Source organism: Roseibium album, from assembly GCF_965233825.1.
In the GTDB taxonomy this organism is placed as follows: Bacteria; Pseudomonadota; Alphaproteobacteria; order Rhizobiales; family Stappiaceae; genus Roseibium; species Roseibium album.
Genome location: NZ_OZ247583.1, coordinates 2614201 through 2630938, shown reverse-complemented (window position 1 = coordinate 2630938; position 16738 = coordinate 2614201). Strand labels below are relative to the sequence as shown.

General features: G+C 57.0%; 20 protein-coding genes and 1 riboswitch. Of the genes, 13 read left to right on the top strand and 7 right to left on the bottom strand.

Annotated elements, in window-relative coordinates:
* The first annotated feature begins 51 nt into the window (after positions 1 to 51).
* From ACO6TI_RS12205 to ACO6TI_RS12185, 5 genes are all read left to right on the top strand, one after another.
* Positions 52 to 621, top strand: a complete 570-nt coding sequence (locus tag ACO6TI_RS12205) for a hypothetical protein (protein WP_055111090.1) — start codon at positions 52 to 54, stop codon at positions 619 to 621.
* 286 nt (positions 622 to 907) lie between these two features.
* Positions 908 to 1195, top strand: coding sequence for a co-chaperone GroES (groES, locus tag ACO6TI_RS12200; RefSeq protein ID WP_029063691.1), 288 nt, complete (start codon positions 908 to 910; stop codon positions 1193 to 1195).
* A 57-nt stretch (positions 1196 to 1252) separates the two neighbouring features.
* Entirely contained in the window at positions 1253 to 2896 is a 1644-nt protein-coding gene (groL, locus tag ACO6TI_RS12195; RefSeq protein WP_055111088.1) for a chaperonin GroEL, read from the top strand.
* Between the two features lie 384 nt (positions 2897 to 3280).
* Positions 3281 to 3895, top strand: a complete 615-nt coding sequence (locus ACO6TI_RS12190) for a LysE family translocator (RefSeq protein ID WP_104702236.1) — start codon at positions 3281 to 3283, stop codon at positions 3893 to 3895.
* Between the two features lie 101 nt (positions 3896 to 3996).
* Positions 3997 to 4635, top strand: coding sequence for a 2-hydroxychromene-2-carboxylate isomerase (locus ACO6TI_RS12185; protein ID WP_108874689.1), 639 nt, complete (start codon positions 3997 to 3999; stop codon positions 4633 to 4635).
* A 6-nt stretch (positions 4636 to 4641) separates the two neighbouring features.
* On the opposite strand, the gene ACO6TI_RS12180 is transcribed toward ACO6TI_RS12185, so the two are convergent.
* Genes ACO6TI_RS12180 through ACO6TI_RS12170 form a run of 3 tightly spaced genes read right to left on the bottom strand, consistent with a single transcriptional unit; the run spans position 4642 to position 6729 of the window.
* Complete coding sequence (locus tag ACO6TI_RS12180) at positions 4642 to 5841, bottom strand: RNA polymerase sigma factor (protein WP_422385009.1); 1200 nt, start codon at positions 5839 to 5841, stop codon at positions 4642 to 4644.
* Positions 5838 to 6191 (bottom strand): YciI family protein, encoded by a 354-nt coding sequence (locus ACO6TI_RS12175; RefSeq protein ID WP_422385008.1) that lies wholly within the window; start codon positions 6189 to 6191, stop codon positions 5838 to 5840. Before ACO6TI_RS12175 ends, ACO6TI_RS12180 begins: the two co-directional genes overlap by 4 nt.
* Positions 6192 to 6207: 16 nt before the next feature.
* Positions 6208 to 6729 (bottom strand): SRPBCC family protein, encoded by a 522-nt coding sequence (locus ACO6TI_RS12170; protein ID WP_422385007.1) that lies wholly within the window; start codon positions 6727 to 6729, stop codon positions 6208 to 6210.
* A gap of 189 nt (positions 6730 to 6918) precedes the next feature.
* Here ACO6TI_RS12170 and ACO6TI_RS12165 point away from each other — a divergent pair, with 189 nt between their 5' ends.
* The 3 genes from ACO6TI_RS12165 (at position 6919) to ACO6TI_RS12155 (ending at position 10647) form a co-directional block, all read left to right on the top strand.
* The gene (locus tag ACO6TI_RS12165) at positions 6919 to 7791 is read left to right on the top strand and encodes an NUDIX domain-containing protein (protein WP_422385006.1); all 873 of its coding nucleotides are present in this window, start codon (positions 6919 to 6921) and stop codon (positions 7789 to 7791) included.
* 338 nt (positions 7792 to 8129) lie between these two features.
* Positions 8130 to 9917, top strand: a complete 1788-nt coding sequence (locus tag ACO6TI_RS12160) for a hypothetical protein (protein WP_422385005.1) — start codon at positions 8130 to 8132, stop codon at positions 9915 to 9917.
* 373 nt (positions 9918 to 10290) lie between these two features.
* Positions 10291 to 10647 (top strand): cupin domain-containing protein, encoded by a 357-nt coding sequence (locus ACO6TI_RS12155; protein WP_196999070.1) that lies wholly within the window; start codon positions 10291 to 10293, stop codon positions 10645 to 10647.
* Positions 10648 to 10725: 78 nt separating this feature from the next.
* Here the strand turns inward: ACO6TI_RS12155 and ACO6TI_RS12150 are convergent, their stop codons facing one another.
* Positions 10726 to 11430, bottom strand: a complete 705-nt coding sequence (locus ACO6TI_RS12150) for a glutathione binding-like protein (RefSeq protein WP_422385004.1) — start codon at positions 11428 to 11430, stop codon at positions 10726 to 10728.
* A gap of 97 nt (positions 11431 to 11527) precedes the next feature.
* On the opposite strand from ACO6TI_RS12150, the gene ACO6TI_RS12145 reads away from it, so the two are divergent.
* The 5 genes from ACO6TI_RS12145 to ACO6TI_RS12125 all read left to right on the top strand — a co-directional run bounded on the left by ACO6TI_RS12145 (position 11528) and on the right by ACO6TI_RS12125 (position 15389).
* Positions 11528 to 11809, top strand: a complete 282-nt coding sequence (locus ACO6TI_RS12145) for a SlyX family protein (protein ID WP_422385003.1) — start codon at positions 11528 to 11530, stop codon at positions 11807 to 11809.
* Positions 11810 to 11907: 98 nt separating this feature from the next.
* On the top strand, positions 11908 to 12921 hold the full coding sequence (locus tag ACO6TI_RS12140; protein WP_422385002.1) for an efflux RND transporter periplasmic adaptor subunit: 1014 nt from the start codon (positions 11908 to 11910) through the stop codon (positions 12919 to 12921).
* Entirely contained in the window at positions 12921 to 14156 is a 1236-nt protein-coding gene (locus tag ACO6TI_RS12135) for an ABC transporter permease (protein WP_055111071.1), read from the top strand. The genes ACO6TI_RS12140 and ACO6TI_RS12135 overlap by 1 nt, the downstream gene beginning before the upstream one ends.
* Positions 14153 to 14872 (top strand): ABC transporter ATP-binding protein, encoded by a 720-nt coding sequence (locus tag ACO6TI_RS12130; RefSeq protein WP_422385001.1) that lies wholly within the window; start codon positions 14153 to 14155, stop codon positions 14870 to 14872. The genes ACO6TI_RS12135 and ACO6TI_RS12130 overlap by 4 nt, the downstream gene beginning before the upstream one ends.
* A 61-nt stretch (positions 14873 to 14933) precedes the next feature.
* Positions 14934 to 15057, top strand: a riboswitch (SAM-I-IV-variant riboswitch).
* A gap of 41 nt (positions 15058 to 15098) precedes the next feature.
* Positions 15099 to 15389, top strand: coding sequence for a hypothetical protein (locus ACO6TI_RS12125; RefSeq protein WP_144436105.1), 291 nt, complete (start codon positions 15099 to 15101; stop codon positions 15387 to 15389).
* A 12-nt stretch (positions 15390 to 15401) separates the two neighbouring features.
* Here ACO6TI_RS12125 and ACO6TI_RS12120 read toward each other — a convergent pair whose 3' ends face one another.
* The 3 genes from ACO6TI_RS12120 to ACO6TI_RS12110 all read right to left on the bottom strand — a co-directional run bounded on the left by ACO6TI_RS12120 (position 15402) and on the right by ACO6TI_RS12110 (position 16688).
* Complete coding sequence (locus tag ACO6TI_RS12120; RefSeq protein ID WP_051644716.1) at positions 15402 to 15740, bottom strand: acyl-CoA thioesterase; 339 nt, start codon at positions 15738 to 15740, stop codon at positions 15402 to 15404.
* A 232-nt stretch (positions 15741 to 15972) separates the two neighbouring features.
* A complete protein-coding gene (locus ACO6TI_RS12115; protein ID WP_422385000.1) occupies positions 15973 to 16194 on the bottom strand; it encodes a hypothetical protein in 222 nt (73 codons plus the stop codon).
* Positions 16185 to 16688 carry a group III truncated hemoglobin gene (locus ACO6TI_RS12110; protein WP_209003521.1) on the bottom strand — a complete coding sequence of 168 codons (504 nt, stop codon included), beginning with the start codon at positions 16686 to 16688 and terminating at the stop codon, positions 16185 to 16187. Before ACO6TI_RS12110 ends, ACO6TI_RS12115 begins: the two co-directional genes overlap by 10 nt.
* Between the last annotated feature and the right edge of the window lie 50 nt (positions 16689 to 16738).

Here is a 16738-nt window from a genome sequence, read left to right as displayed (position 1 = left end):
GGCGAAATCGCCAAGAAACGACAAGACATAAGGGCGTGCGGGGAAGTGAAAATGCTGACAGGAAAACGTGTATCCCGGCGAGGTGCCTCTGCTATCCTCCTGGCAACGGGGATTTATACGGGGATTTGCACAGCAAGTGTTCAAGCTGAAACTGTCTCCACTCCCTCAAAAGCGTTCACGGACGCACTGACAGCTTATGATGCAGCCTGGGAAGCCAACGGACTTGCATTCTCGGTTGCAACTTTCACGCAAGACGGTGGAACCGCATACGGACAATATACTCCGCACAAAGATGCCATCTTTCAGGAAGACGACGTCCTTTCCATCTATGCCGAGCCGATCGGATATTCCTTCAGCCAGACCGACGGCATCTACGCGTTTGAACTCACAGCAAGCTACAGGCTCGTGAACCTGTCGGGTCAGGTCCTGGCCGAGCAGGACAATTTCGCAGTGTTTTCCGGTGAGGGCCGATCCAAGCAACGCGAACTTGCCGCAGCCCTTTCCTTCCAGTTCAGCGGGTTGCCGGCCGGCGACTATCAGCTCGAAACCCGATTTAGCGATGATGAGGGTGGAAAAGTAGCCGGATTCACCTTGCCATTTACAATTGCCGATCCCAAATAACGGAACGTTCGGAGACACGAGCGCGCGCTCCGCGTCGGTTTGATTCAAGGTTCCTTGATCAGGAATCACGCCATTGCGCAAATCTGCGCCAAGTGAAGATTAAATTCTCCTCACAAACCATTGACAATCTGGACGTTGCTGCATAAATCCAAGGCGCTGTTAGCACTCGCCTTGAGGGAGTGCTAGTACGCAGCAGGGATCAAGGTCTCCTGCTTAGTTCAACCCAGAAATCATGTCTCGCGCGCTGCCAATTGCGTGGGGCGCGCTCATGAGAGGAAACAGTCTTATGGCATTTCGTCCATTGCACGACCGTGTCGTCGTTCGCCGCGTAGACTCTGAAGAGAAGACTGCCGGCGGAATCATCATCCCAGACACCGCCAAGGAAAAGCCGCAGGAAGGCGAGATCATCGCTATCGGCACCGGCGCCCGTAAAGACAACGGCGAGATCGTTGCGCTCGACGTCAAGGCAGGCGACCGCGTTCTGTTCGGCAAGTGGTCTGGCACCGAAGTCAAAATCGACGGTGAAGACCTGCTGATCATGAAGGAATCCGACATCATGGGCGTGATCGCTTAATCAAACAGCGAACCGCTTCTGATCTCCTCCATTTCTCAATTTAGGTGAGACGACCCTATGTCTGCTAAAGAAGTAAAATTCTCCTCCGACGCCCGTGAGCGCATGCTCCGCGGCGTTGACACTCTCGCAAACGCCGTCAAGGTGACCCTCGGCCCGAAAGGCCGGAATGTCGTACTCGACAAGGCCTTTGGCGCACCGCGCATCACCAAGGACGGTGTATCGGTTGCCAAGGAAATCGAACTGGAAGACAAGTTCGAAAACATGGGCGCCCAGATGGTGCGCGAAGTCGCTTCCAAAACCAACGACATCGCTGGTGATGGCACGACCACAGCGACCGTTCTGGCCCAGTCCATCGTCAAGGAAGGCGCCAAGGCTGTTGCAGCCGGCATGAACCCGATGGATCTGAAGCGCGGCGTCGACATGGCTGCTGCTGAAGCCGTCAGAGCGCTGGAATCTGCTTCCAAGACCATCACAACTTCCGAAGAAGTTGCACAGGTCGGCACCATTTCCGCAAACGGTGACGAGCAGGTCGGTCAGGACATTGCCGAAGCCATGCAGAAGGTCGGCAACGAAGGTGTTATCACCGTCGAAGAAGCCAAGTCCCTGGAAACCGAGCTGGAAGTCGTTGAAGGCATGCAGTTCGACCGCGGCTACCTTTCTCCGTACTTTGTCACCAATGCCGACAAGATGCTGGCTGACCTGGAAAAGCCGTTCATCCTGCTGCACGAGAAGAAACTCTCCAACCTGCAGGCCATGCTGCCGATCCTGGAATCTGTCGTACAGTCTTCCCGCCCGCTCCTCATCATCGCTGAAGATGTTGAAGGCGAAGCACTGGCAACCCTGGTTGTCAACAAGCTGCGCGGCGGCCTGAAAATTGCTGCTGTCAAGGCTCCTGGCTTCGGTGACCGCCGCAAGGCCATGCTGGAAGACCTCGCGATCCTGACCGGTGGTACCGTGATCTCCGAAGATCTCGGCATCAAGCTGGAAAACGTTTCTCTCGACATGCTCGGCACTGCCGAGAAAGTTGCCATCACCAAGGAAACCACGACCATCGTTGACGGTGCCGGTTCCAAGGAAGACATCGACGGTCGCGTCGGGCAGATCAAGGCGCAAATCGAAGAAACCACTTCCGATTACGACCGCGAGAAACTTCAGGAGCGCCTGGCGAAACTCGCAGGTGGTGTTGCAGTAATCCGCGTTGGCGGTGCGACCGAAATCGAAGTGAAAGAGAAAAAAGACCGCGTCGATGATGCTCTGAACGCAACTCGTGCTGCTGTTGAAGAAGGCATCGTTGCAGGTGGTGGTGTTGCTCTGCTTCGTGCAAAGAATGCTGTCGCCAAACTGACTTCTGCAAATTCCGACATCGCAGCCGGCATCAAGATCGTTCTGCGTGCCCTGGAATCCCCGATCCGCCAGATCGTCGAAAACGCTGGTGTTGAAGGTTCCATCGTCGTTGGCAAGATCCAGGAGAACGATGACGACACATTCGGCTTCAACGCTCAGACCGAAGAATTCGTCAACATGATCGAAGCCGGCATCATCGACCCGACCAAGGTTGTTCGTACGGCTCTTCAGGATGCAGCATCCGTTGCCGGCCTCCTGATCACAACCGAAGCAATGGTCGCAGAGCTTCCGAAGAAAGAAGCAGCCCCGGCAATGCCAGGTGGCGACATGGGCGGTATGGGCGGCATGGGCTTCTAAGAAGCCCGACGCTCAAATGTCTTACGAAAAGGGCGGCTCTCGGGCCGCCCTTTTTGCATTTCTCCACGCTCATCATTTTCAATTCGTACTGCCTTGCAGCATGAGAGCGTCATGGACAGTCAAGAAGCCAGACGTTCAGGTGCTTTGCCGAGGGCCGGCCATTGACGGACTTCCGTCCGCGAGACCTTACCTCGACGCATGGCGATCTCTGCCGTCAATCTTGAGATTTACCAGGCTTGGCAGCAATGCAACGGGCCACGGAGGACCGACAACCCAATGACCTGTGCTTCCCCTTTCCTGGACCGGTTTCGAACACAGGTGCATAGCCACCAATCAACCTGATCCGGTGTTTGCGCGACCTGCAGCCTCTGCTAGAAAGAAATCATGGATCTTACTTCTGCATTTCTTCTGGCAACCGCGACAGCCGCACTTGTGGCAATTCCCGGACCCAACGTCGCCCTGTTCGTCGCGAACACTCTGACGCATGGCGCCCGCTACGGCTGCGCAACAGTGGTCGGCACAACAATCGGCATCGCAATCCAGCTGGCAATCGTCGTTCTCGGCCTGTCCGCGTTACTTCAGGTCGCGGCAAGTACGCTCATCTGGCTGAAATGGGCTGGTGTCCTTTACCTGATCTATCTTGGCGTGTGCGCGTGGCGCCAGGGGATAGACGACATTGAACGGCCGAAGGCAACCGGTGGAACGATGGGTCGCCTGTTCCTGCAGGGCCTGCTGCTTGCAATTGCAAACCCGAAAACGTTGATCTTCATCGCAGCTTTCCTCCCCCAGTTCACGGGAAACGATCCGACCGCGGGTCACATGGCGGTGGCCGCTGCCATCTATCTTTCGATCGTCTTTGCCGGCGATATGTTGTGGGTCGTGGCGGCAAATGTTTCCAGGCCTCTCGTCATGCAACTGGGCCGTCTCCGGCACAAACTGACCGGTGCGTTGTTTGTCGGTGCCGGTATCGGGCTTGCGCTGGCACGCGTTGAGCGCTGAAGCTGCGTGCCCGGCGAACCGGCCATTGCAGTACCAGGCGACCGGTTCGCTTTACGCTGACCCACGAAAGACCATAGCCCGCAAAAATCCGAGGGAATTACATGCCCGTGATCGAATATGTCTTTTCTGCGCATTCCGGCTACGCCTATCTCGGATCTTCCGAGCTTCTGCGGATCTGCAAGAGCGCTGACGTCGTCTTGATCCACAAACCCGTCTTGCTATCCCCCGTTGTCGACGCTCAGCGCGGACAGTCTTTCCGCAAGCGCACGCAGCAGCATGTCGACTACTTTTTCGGGCGCGAGATTGAAAGATGGGCGGAGTATCGTGAGGTGCCCATAATCAACTATCGACCGAGCCGGCACGATGCAGATTACAGCCTCGCCTCGGGCATGATCATCGCCCTGGGAGAAACCGGGCCGATGACCGACCGGATGGCTCACAATCTGCTTCAGGCACATTGGCGTGACGACGCGGACCTGTCGGATCAGGCAGCTCTTGGAAGAATTGCAACGGAAATGGGCCTCGATGCCGAGACGCATTTGGAAAGGGCCGCCTCTCGGGAAGTTCAAGAAACGCTGCGGAAAAACACTGAATGGGCAGTGTCGAACAACGTCTTCGGCTCCCCCACCTACTTCGTCGATGGCGACCCGTTTTACGGACAGGATCACCTGACACTGGTTGAACGTGCCCTTCACACCCCGTTCAAACCGGGAAACTGGTCCAATCCGAGCGTAGCTTAACACACGCTATTTATTCAGTTCCTGCGCCCGTTTCCTGGCAAGCAGATTGATTGTCGGACCGTCTGTGGCGAGCGAAATCGCTTTGTCGTAACTTTTTGCCGCTGCGAGGTGATTTCCCGCCCGGGCCTGCAAGTCCGCACGCGCTGCCCAGAGTGGCTGGTATCCGGAACCGGTCACGGTTTCCGCCGCATCCAGGGCTTCCTGCCCAGCCCGAGGTCCATGAAACCGCCCGGTGACTACCGCCTGCGCAACCAGGCTCCCGACAGAAGGAGCGATTTTGAGAAGCGCGACATAGAGTTTGTTCAGCGCCAGCCAATCGGTGGAGCCGGTTTCCTTCCTGGCAATATGAACAGATTCGATAGCTGCCTCAATCTGGAACCTACCAACTGACGACTTCACATAGGCGCAGTGCAATTGCCGCTTGCCGTATCTTATCAGCGCGTCGTTCCAGAGCGTCACATCCTGCTCGTCAGTGGGAACCAGCATGTCATCGACAATACGTGCACGCGCCCGCGCATGGCTGAATGCGATCAGGGCGGCAAGGCCAAGAGCTTCCGCATTGTCCACTATCAGACGTCCCAGCAGATCTGCGAGATAGAATGCCTCGTCGCCAAGATTTTCTGCGGGATCCAGCCAGTCATGCGCATGCAAGGCATAAAGCGCCTCAAGAATTGCCGTACTGCGTTCCCGCAGGGCGTCGTCGCAGGGAAGCGCGAAGGGTATTCCAGCGTCCCGGATCTTGGCCTTGGCCCGAACCAGTCGCTTGGACAGCGCGACAGGTGAGATCAAAAAGAGCCGCGCAATGGTTTTCGCTTCCAGACCAAGAACGGTTTGCAACATCAGGGGAACGTGCAGATCCTGGGCAATTGCCGGATGCGCGCAAACCATCAGGAGTGACAGGCGCCGGTCCGGGATTGAGCCGTCAGCAAGCTCGGACGAGGGCATATCCGGTATCTCGTTCACGGTCGGAAAACGGAACTGTCGTCGCTGACTGTCCGTCAACCGGTTTCGTGCAGTGGTCAACAGCCAGGCATCCGGGTTGTCCGGAATTCCGTGCGCCGGCCAATGGCTGAGCGCTCTTGCAAATGCCTCTGCCAGTGCATCCTCGGCGAGTGCGATATCGTTCGTGCGAGACGACAGGAGCGCCAGCAGCCGACCATAAGACCCTCGCGCAGCCAGTTCGGTTGCGCGAGCGGCATCTGTCACTCACCCCCCATGGCGGAGGCCCGAATCTCGACCTTTCCGGTCTTGGCAGCAGGACATTTCTGGGCCCACACCATGGCTGCATCCAGGTCCGGAACATCAATGACAAAATATCCGCCAAGCGTTTCCTTCGTATCGGCGAAAGGACCATCCTGAACCTGCCTGGTTCCACCTTTCAGTGACAAGGTGGTGGCCGCATGTACAGGTTGCAGCCAATCCGTATCGACGAAGACCCCGGCCTTTTGCAATGCTCCGATGTAAGCCCCGTAGACTTCCTTTTCGGCTTGCCAATCCTCGGGCGTCATATCTGAGAGATCCGCAGGATCGGTGTAGAGCAAGAAAGTGTAGCGCATACTTTTTCCTTCGTTTTCAAGACGCTGCCGACTCGGTTGCAGCGAGGTTATCCAGTCCCTGTTCGAATGTCTTGCCCACCATGCCATCAAGGAAAAGACCAAACACGCGGGCGACAGGATTAAGTCCCAGATCCATCTTCATCGTCCACACGACACGTGTTCCCTGAGGTGTGTCCAACGCCGTTATCTGCTGGACCGGACGCCCCATCGCTCCCAGGTCGATGTCATAACGGACACTGTCAGCTGTCACCGAGGCGACCGTCTGGCTGCCCTTGCCCTCACGGCCTTCGAAACGAAACCCGGAACCGACACCCGATCGCGGTCCGAACGGCATGATCTTCAGGTCAGGATCCGAGGTCAGGTAAGGATTGAACCGCTGATATCCTTCGTTTGATGCGGCAAGGTTCAAAACGGTTTCCGGTGCCACCTTCATGGTTGCCTGCCGTTTCACGTGCACTTCTCCAGGAAGGAAGAGTGTGCCGGCAGCCGCCAGGGCAATCACCCCAACGCCGCCAAGAAGAACCGTCCATATCGTCATGTATTTCTCCATCCGGTTTTTCGAAAGCAACGGTGCTTTCATAGACATGACGAACGACCGGACGGCCGATGGACATCGGCAGCAAATTTTTCCTCCCCGAACGGTTTCAGCGCTCATGACACGTCGGCAACCCAGCGGTATGATCCGTCTGCAGGCCTTGTACAAACGCTTGCCCGCTGGGAGGCCGGAATGGAATTACTGCTGCTTTGCGCCGGTGCCGGCGACAAGTCCTGGGCAGGACCGGCAGCCGATCGCCCGCTTCGCACGAAGGGCAAGCGCCGCGCCCAGAAAGTCGGCGCCTTGATCGGTCAACGCGGATTGCGCCCGGATATCACCTTGACTGCCTTGGACAACCGGTCCCGGGTAACGGCAGAGAAAACACTCAAGGCAGCAGGGTGGACGGCTCGCGACATTCGTGGTTCCCGGAAACTTTCAGCGGGGCTTGTTCCGGATTTGCCTGATGTGAACAGGGCGCTGTTGACAGCACCATCGGCAACAATTCAGGCGTTGGCGGATCGCCTCGGTTCCGGGCTCAGAACCCACGCCGGTGCGCTCCTCATCATGTCTCTTAAGGCTGGCAATGCCGACTTGAAAGAGTACGTCGACCCTAGAAACCTGCCGGATCTCTTCCCTTGGCCTTCGCCCAACGGATCCGAACTGCGTCCACGGCCCGCCTATTATTACACGCAATCGGCAGCCCTTCCCTATCGCAAGGGCGAAGCGGGCACCGAGATCCTGATCGTCGGATCCAGCAGTGGCCGCCATTGGGTCGTCCCGAAGGGTATCGTCGAGCCCGGGCTCGGCCCGGCTCAGTCGGCGCTGATTGAAGCTCGTGAAGAAGCCGGGGTTGAAGGCATGGCTGGTCACGATCCGCTCGGCCAATACACTTACGACAAGTGGGGCGCAACCTGCAGCGTTGCGGTCTATGCCATGGAAGTCACCCGTGTCCTGCCTGACAATCAGTGGGAGGAAAATCACCGGGACCGGCGCTGGGTGTCCCCCGTCGAGGCTGCTGATCTGCTTCATCAACCTGCTTTCAGGGGCATGCTGGCTCAGCTTTGATTCACCTGTCCAGGAAACCTGCCGTTTTGATTGTTTTCAACTTCTTGATGAATCATTCCAGGCCGTCAGCAGTCGCGGAACAGCTTCCCGAATTCGGCTTACTTCGGGAACCGTGCCTAAATCCAGCTGCACAAAGTCCGCAAGTTTGCAGGCGCATGTGCTTGATATTCATGACGCGCCAATCCAGAGGCCCTGAACTTTTTCGACATGGATCCATTTGGGAAAGCCGTGCCACTACATCCTTGCAGCTTAAGCCATTTCTTTAAGATAGTCCGTTACGCTACGGAGAGGATTCAAGGTCCCGGCACTGCCGGAACAGCCCGGCAGCGGTGAGGCTCTTGACGATCAGACTGGCATCTTTTCGAACGATCTTCGGCATTGATCTTCGCACACTTGCGCTGTTCCGTGTCCTGCTTTCGCTCTGGATACTCATCGATCTCTCGATGCGCGCACGGGATCTGGCGGCGCATTATACCGATATCGGCGTCATGCCCCGCGCCGTGCAATTGGACCATCTTTACGCCACTAGCTGGTCATTCCATCTGGCCAATGGATCGGCCTGGTTCCAGGCAATGCTTTTTGTCCTTGCCGGCCTCGTCGCGCTTTGCCTGCTGCTGGGATGGCGAACTCGCCTGATGACAGCGCTTTCCTGGGTTCTGCTCCTTTCGCTCCAGAACAGGAACACGTTCATATTGTCCGGCGAGGACAATCTGGCGCTTCTCTTGCTGTTCTGGGCCATGTTCCTGCCTCTCGGCGCGCGCTACTCGCTCGATGCAGCGGTGTCGCGACACAAGGAACTTGCCGAAAACGCCTATTTTTCGGTCGCGACAACTGCCCTGCTGTTGCAGGGAATGTCCATGTATTTCTTCAGTGCTCTCCTGAAGACACATCCCATATGGATCAGTGAAGGTACAGCCGTCTACTACGCCCTGCAACTGGACTACCTGGTCACGCCGTTCGCCCTCTGGTTTCGCCAATTCCAGGGTCTTTTGACGGGGCTCACCTACTACGTCTATCTGCTGGAGTTGATCGGCCCGATCCTCATTTTCTCACCGATCTTTCACAGGACGCTTCGAACGCTCTTCATGCTGGCCTTCGTGACCATGCATCTGGCGTTCGCCGTTTTTCTGGAGATCGGGTTTTTCCCGTTCATCTCCATCATCATGAATATCACCTTTATGCCCGGCTGGATGTGGGACAAGCTTGCCGCCGCATTGCCCAAACGCACACGCCAACCGGTTTCAATCTGGTTCGATCGTGGCTGCGACTTCTGCGAAAAGACCTGCAATATCTTGAGAATGATCCTGTTTCTGCCGTCCGTACCGGTCAAACCCGCCCAGGATGACCCGGAAATCGGTGCTGAACTGGAGGCCCGCACTTCCTGGGTTCTGACAGTCGGAGAACAACGCCTCTTCAAGTTCGAGGCACTCGCAAAGCTGGTTTCCGTCTCGCCCGTTTTTTTCCCTCTGGGTTGGTTCATGGGTCATTCCGCCTTCACGGCCATCGGCGACCATTCTTACGACTGGGTCGGTCGCAACCGGACCCGCCTCTCCCGCGTTACAGCGAGATGCCTTCCATGGCGCAGTGCCCCACCCCGGTTTGGATGGCTTGCGCAGATTGCTGCCGGTGCCTCGCTTGTCTTCATCACGGTGCAGAATGTCTCCACGCTGCCTGCGAGCGGCCTCACATTGCCAAGTGCATTCGTCGGTGCACGCCAGGCCCTCGGGCTCTATCAGCACTGGACCATGTTTGCCCCGTACCCGGAAATGACCAGCCCTTGGCCTGTGATCGAGGGGGAGCTGTCCGATGGCACCATGGTTGACGTCTACAAAGGCCGGGAGGGTCTCGCGGACTTTGAAAAACCGGCTGCCGTTTCGAAGACCTATGAGAACTACCGTTGGCGCAAGTTCCTGTCCAACGTGGAAGACCAGTCCTATGAAGATGTAACACAGGTGCTTGCGCTCAATTATGCGCGGTACCTGTGCCGCAACTGGTCCGCCAGGCAAAACGGTTCTGTGTCCCTGACCAATTTCGTCATTTTCTTTCAGATCGAGAGAACGCCCCGACCCGGCGCTGCGAAAGAGATCGAAACACGCACTGTCTGGACGCACGATTGCTTGGGCTGACCAACTGGCAGCTCTCCGGATCAACGGTCCAATCTTTTCAATCCATGAGCGAGAATTTTGTCGTCCCCCACCGGAAATTCAACCGATGGCCCGGCAGAAATCCGCCAGGCCGCAATTGTGGTTTGCGGGGTCAAGGAAGATCAACTGGATGGTGCCGCCGAAACTTGCAAACCTCTGCTGCACGAGACCGCACTGAACATTCGCTTTTTGGCGCGACGAACCGGGTATCGCCGCACCGCTCAACCCGACACCTTACGCGATGCTCCGGCGGCACCAGCACGGTGTGCGATAACATCGCGGCAGCCAGTTTCCAGATGACTCGGCAATCCGGTTCTGCAAAGTAACAGGTAGACCCGATGAAAGGACCTCGTACATGAAATCCATCGATCTTTCAGAGAAACTGGCCCTGTTTTCCAGCCACTGGGATCCCCATGTGGTGTCCGACTATAACGACAACGACGTCATGGTGGTGAAGTTCAAGGGTGAATATCCGTTTCACAAGCATGACACGACGGACGACTTCTTCTACGTCCTTGAAGGCGAGATGATCATGGATATCGAAGGGCAACCGCCGCGGACCGTGAAAGCGGGAGACCTGTTTATCGTTCCGAAAGGGGTTGTTCATCGCCCAAGAGCCGAAAAGGAAGTTAAGGTTCTTCTGATCGAGCCCAAGGGAGAGCCCAATTCCGGCGATTCCGATCGTGCACCGGCGGCTAAGCCGAGAATTTAAGGCCGTGTAATACCGTACGGTCACCTGGCTGGAAAAGGCGGTTTGGTTCCGCCTTTCCGACAGGCCAGTCCATGCTGCCTAGTCCCGTGCAGGAATATTGATCGCCTTTTGGCTGGCCGGGCGGGCGAGGCAAGTATCCACCCAGCGCACGACATTCTTGAAATCATGATAGCCGACAACTTCAGCGGCTTCGTAAAAACCGTTGATGTTGCGCGCCCAGGGCCAGGAAGTGATGTCGGCGATCGTATAGTCGTTCCCCATTATGAACTCGCGGCCATCGAGTTGGGCGTCGAGCACTTTAAGAAGGCGTTTGACTTCATCGCGATAACGCTCGAACGGACGGCGATCCTCAAAATTCTTTCCGGCAAACTTGTGAAAAAAGCCAAGCTGGCCGGTCATTGGACCCAGGCCGCCCATCTGCCACATCACCCACTGGATCGCCTTATATTTTTCGCCTGGTTCGGCGGGAAGGAACTTCCCCGTCTTTTCGGCAAGATAGATGAGGATCGCGCCGGACTCCCAAAGAGCAAGAGGTTTTCCCCCGGGGCCGTTCGGGTCGATAATCGCCGGGATCTTGTTGTTCGGGTTGAGCGAAAGAAACTCCAGAGAGGTCTGGTCGTTGGTTCCGAAATCCACCTTGTGCGGTTCATATGCCAGGCCTGTTTCCTCGAGCATCGCCGAGACCTTGATACCGTTCGGTGTCGGCAGGGAATAGAGCTGGAGACGGTCGGGATGTTCGGCTGGCCACTTCTTGGTGATCAGGAAATCGGACAAGGTGTTCATGAAGATCTCTCTGGTTTTATGCCCCGGCAGCTCCAGCCGGGATCCCGAAGGTCATATAACACTCGCGATCGCAATTTAAACCCATCGTCCGGATGCGATGAATAGATTTGTTCTTTCGCGAGATTACGCCTATATCAGCGCGGCCAACGACAACGAGGAATGCCCGATGACACAGGATCACGAAGCGCGGATCGAGCAGCTTGAGATCGACCTGGCACATGCCAATCGCACGATTGAAGATCTCAACAGCGTCGCGGTCGCGCATGGCAAACAAATCGACCGGCTGACGCAGCTCCTCTCCAAGATGACCGATCAGATGGAAGAGCTCGCGGAACAGGTTCTGCCGGCCCACCGTATCGACAAACCGCCGCATTACTGACCGAGTTTGTGACCGTGCCGTTGTCGCGGAGAATTGATTCATGACATGGACGTCATGACATGAACTTCTAGACTCGTGCAGTCACATTCAGGTGCTTCATGCGTTCATTTCGATATCCAGTCCTGCTTCTTCTGCTCGTTGCGACCCTCGCCAGCGCCTATTGGTGGTCCAGCCGTCCGCCAGAGGTTGCAGTCACGCAACCTTTCAGGGGCCGTGCCGCCGAGGTGGTCTATGCAACAGCTGTCGTGGAACCCGTCAGGTGGGCAAAGGTTACAAGCATCATTCGTGAAAGGATCATATCCCTTTGCGGCTGTGAAGGGGCGGAAGTCCGGCAAGGCGACCAACTTGCCGAATTGGACAGCGGGGACGCACGGGCGACGCTCGCCGAACTAGAGGCGCGCCGCGAGCTGGCCCTGTCGGACCGGGAGCGGGCGTTGCAACTCATGGAACGGCGTGTCGTCAGCCAACAGGTCTATGAAAAGGCTCAGAACGAGGTCATCCGCATCAATGCGACGATCGCCGCGCAGAAGGAGCGGTTGCGGGACTATCTGATCACCGCGCCGATGGATGGCGCCGTGTTACGGCAGGACGGTTCTGTCGGCGAGGTTGCGGAACCTGGCGAAATCCTGTTCTGGATCGGGCAGCCCCTGCCATTGCAGCTTGTTGCGGAGGTGAACGAGGAAGATATCCCGAAAGTCGAGAAAGGCCACAAGGCGCTCATTCGTTCGGACGCGTTTCCAGATGAAGATCTCGCCGCAACGGTCTCGAGAATTACTCCGAAAGGTGATCCGATTCTCAAAAACTACCGCGTTTACCTCGAACTTCCGGACGATACCCCCTTGCTTATCGGCATGACCACGGAAATCAACATCGTCACAAACGAAAGGGACGATGTCCTGTTGCTGCCGATTGCCGCTTTCGACGGCACCATGCTTCAGGTCCTGGACGACCAGGACCGGATTTCGCTCATCAAGGTCAAGACCGGCATTCGCGGCACCAGAGCGATCGAGGTTCTCGACGGCATTGGGGAGCAGAACCAGGTCGTCTTTCCGTTTCAGGCTGACCTTTCGGAGGGCGACAGGGTTGCACCGAGGGATGGAGGAGCCAGGTAATGCTGCTGTTGCGGATAGCTGCGACACATGTCCGGAACCGCATGCGGCAAACCGTGGTTTCAACGTTGGGCGTTGCCCTTGGCGTCGGCTTTTCAGTTGCCATGGCCAGCCTCATGGAAGGCTCGCAGCGGGACTTCATGACGACGCTGATCGAGGCAATTCCACATGTTGAAATCCTGGACGAGCAGCGAAACCCGGCAGAGCAACCGGCAACGGCAAAGTACGACGCTGTGGCCTTTCACGGCTTGCGGCCGCTGGAAGATTTGCGCGGCATCCGCAACCCGACGGAAGCCATCGCCTCGCTGCGCGACTGGGTGCTTGGCGATTTCGCCCAGCGGCTGAGCGGCCAGGCCGTACTGCGCTACAGCGGGCAGGACATTGGCATGACGCTTGTCGGAGTGGTTCCGAGACGCGAATTACTGGTTTCCAAAGTCCGGGAGGACATGCGCGCCGGCAGCTTTGAAGCCCTCGATACGACAGCGAATGGCCTGGTGATTGGCGGCAAGGCTGCCAGTCGTCTGGGCGCGGAACTCGGCGACACGGTCACGCTGACCTCGGCGAACGGCATCGCCAAACGGTTCAAGATCGTCGGCCTGTTCCACACGGGCATCACGACCAGCGACGAGGGCCTAGCCTATGCTCCGCTCAAGGCCGTGCAGATACTTCTGGAAAAACCGGACATCATCAACAGCATCTCGATCAGACTGGCCGATATCAGACAAGCGAATGATGTCGCCGCGCGCGCGGAGCGTCAGCTCGGATACAAGGCCGTCTCCTGGGAGGAAGCCAATGAAGGCCTGATGGAGGCCTTCGTCGTGCGCAATGCGATCATGTATACGGTTGTCGGCGCAATCCTGGTGGTCGCCGGCTTCGGAATATTCAATATCGTATCCACGATCGTGCACGAGAAGGCACGGGACATTGCAATACTGAAGTCTCTCGGCTTTCCGGAGTCCGACATTCAGCAGATCTTCGTTCTCGAGGGCCTGGTGATCGGCATTCTGGGAGCGCTTGCAGGGTGCCTGCTCGGCTTCGGGCTTTCAAGCTATCTGGCGACCGTCAAGTTCGAGGTCACCACGGATATCGAGATGACCCGTTTGCCGATACATTTTTCGTATATCCACTACGTGCTTTCCTGCTTCCTCGCCCTGTTTTCCTCTGCCATCGCAGGCCTCATTCCGGCCAGGAAGGCCGCGAAACTCAATCCCGTGGACATCATCAGGGGTGCGACATGACCCCGGCCGAGGCTGGTCCGTCCGGCAATGTCAGCCTTCTTCTCCAGACCAGGAAACTGACCCGGATTCTCCCCGCCGTTGTTCCTGTCACCCTGGTTCAGGATGTCGATATCAGCATCGGAAATTCGGAGTTCGTTGCGATCACCGGACCTTCCGGTTCCGGCAAATCCTCGCTGCTTTACCTGCTTGGCCTGCTCGACAAGCCGACATCAGGCGAGGTGTTGATTGAAGAAAGCGGCACCTCGGATATGTCCTCCGGCGAGATGGCATCGATGCGTCTTGCAAAAATCGGCTTTGTTTTTCAGTTTCACTTTCTCCTCCCCGAATTCACGGCCCTGGAAAACATCATGATCCCGATGCAGAAACTCGGCAGGCTTTCCGCCCGGGACCAGCTCGAACACGCCACCGGGCTATTGGTGGATCTTGGCCTGCAGGACTTTCTTCACCGCCGGCCGGCACAACTTTCCGGGGGACAACGTCAACGGGTTGCGGTGGCCAGGGCACTTGCCAATTCGCCGGACCTGATCCTGGCGGACGAACCGACGGGCAGCCTTGATTCAGCGGCAACGGAACAGGTCTTTGACAGTCTCCAGTCGATCGTCGAGACACAAAAGACAACCGTTGTTGCCGTGACCCACGACATGGATCTTGCGTCCCGCATGCAGCGCCGCATCCATCTTGTTGATGGCAAGATCGATTACGATCGTGTCCAGTAGGTGCCGGAACATCAACTTTTCCTGTCCGGCTTGCCAAGCCATAAATGTCATGTCATAAGCATCCCATCATCAAGAGAAGGGCTGGCGCCCTCGCCAACCTGCCGAACCGGGCAAGGTGGTTTCCGCAACAGGGATGCGGCCGGATGGAACCTCATAGAGGCATTCCGGCAATGAAGCGGTTCGATTGCATGCGCCAGTCCTCCTCGGGCAACCGATGGAGGATTTTTTGTCTCAAGAGCCTTTTGCCGGACGCGCGGCAGTTCTGATTGAGGACCATCTGGCGGCGAATGCCGCAATCGCCGACACGGCTGTCTGGCAGCAGGCGGCCGAGGACTGCGTGATGATGCGCATCCAGAGCCTGCGTCTGATCGGCGGTTTGCCGCACCACAAGGCGCCTCTTGCAGAAGAGGTCCGGATCAGGCGCCTGAAGGACCTTCTCCGACTTTGGGCAAACGGCTGCACCTGTGCCGTCGATGAAGATCTGTTTGCTGATCTTTTGAAGCGCAAGCGGTCGTGAGCCTGAAGGATGTCAGTTCGGGACCGGCCGGGGGCGGCCGCTATCATCAACGGAAACGAAAGTGAAATGGGCTTCCGTAACCTTTTCGCGATGGCCGTATCGGTGGCGCAGCGCCCAGGCATCCAGCCTGATTTCCATTGACGAATTGCCGACGCGAACGACCTGGGTATAGACGCAAAGAACGTCGCCGACATGAACCGGGCGAATGAACTTCATCCGGTCTACGGCGATGGTCACCACCCTGCCCTCAGCGCGTTGCCCGGCAGCAATGCCGCCTGCAAGGTCCATCTGCGAAAGTACCCAACCACCGAAAATGTCTCCTGCAGCATTGGTATCTGCGGGCATCGCCATTGTTCGCAGCGTCAAGTCACCACTCGGTTTCTCCTGCTCTTCGCTCACGCTGATCCTCTCCTTTTCAGTTTCGGAAAAGACTAGCGGCAAGCAGGCAGATCACAAGCTTTTCTTGTCAGATCAGCAGCATAAGGATTGCCATGATCCACAAGGGAGCCGGTGCGGCAACCCAGATCAACAGGATAGGCAGGCCGCGTGGCAGAAAATTCGACAAGGACATTTCTCGTTTCCCTTATCCAAAGACCGGCAATTCAACAACGGTAAGCACCACGAGTGCCAGCATGCCCGTGACAAAGGCGAGTTTCGCACTGCCGATCAATGTTCGTCCGGCGGTGTCGAGCCTCGGCAGTTCCATTTGCCGGGAATCCAGATACATGGACACCAGCATTATCGAGAAAATCGCGAACCAGACGACCACGAGGACCTCGGCGACAAGAACGACTGCTACCAGCATGATCCGCTCCATTCCGATTGTTGGGATGTCAGTTCGGCCGGAGGCGACGACCCGGCATGGCCGAATGTCGCGAGCCAGAGACTTTGTGCAATCCGTTCGGCAACTGCGATGATCTCATCTGCCAGATCAGGCACGAACAGTTCGCGAACGACAGGACGAAAAATCGACAGCCAATCTCCATAATCGGAACTGACCACCTCTTTCAGCTTCAGATGTGCCGGGACAGGCTTGCCCTTGTAGGCGCCATTCTTCAGGAGAACGGATTGCCAGAAGGCTTCCATCTTCGGCAGATGCTCTTCCCATTTGCCGTCAAGTCGACCTTTGAAGATCAGACCGAGACGCGGATGCTCACGAATACAGCCATAGAAGGTGTGCACCATCACCTGGATTGATTGCTCGTTCACGGTCTCGTACCGGCGCAGGCGATCACCTGTTTCCCTCACCGGACGAACCGGTAACTTGTATCTGTCTGAACCGGATCTGCGCGCTTTCATCGCTCTCTCCATAACATTCATCTTAAATGCATCTTTTAAATGACACACAT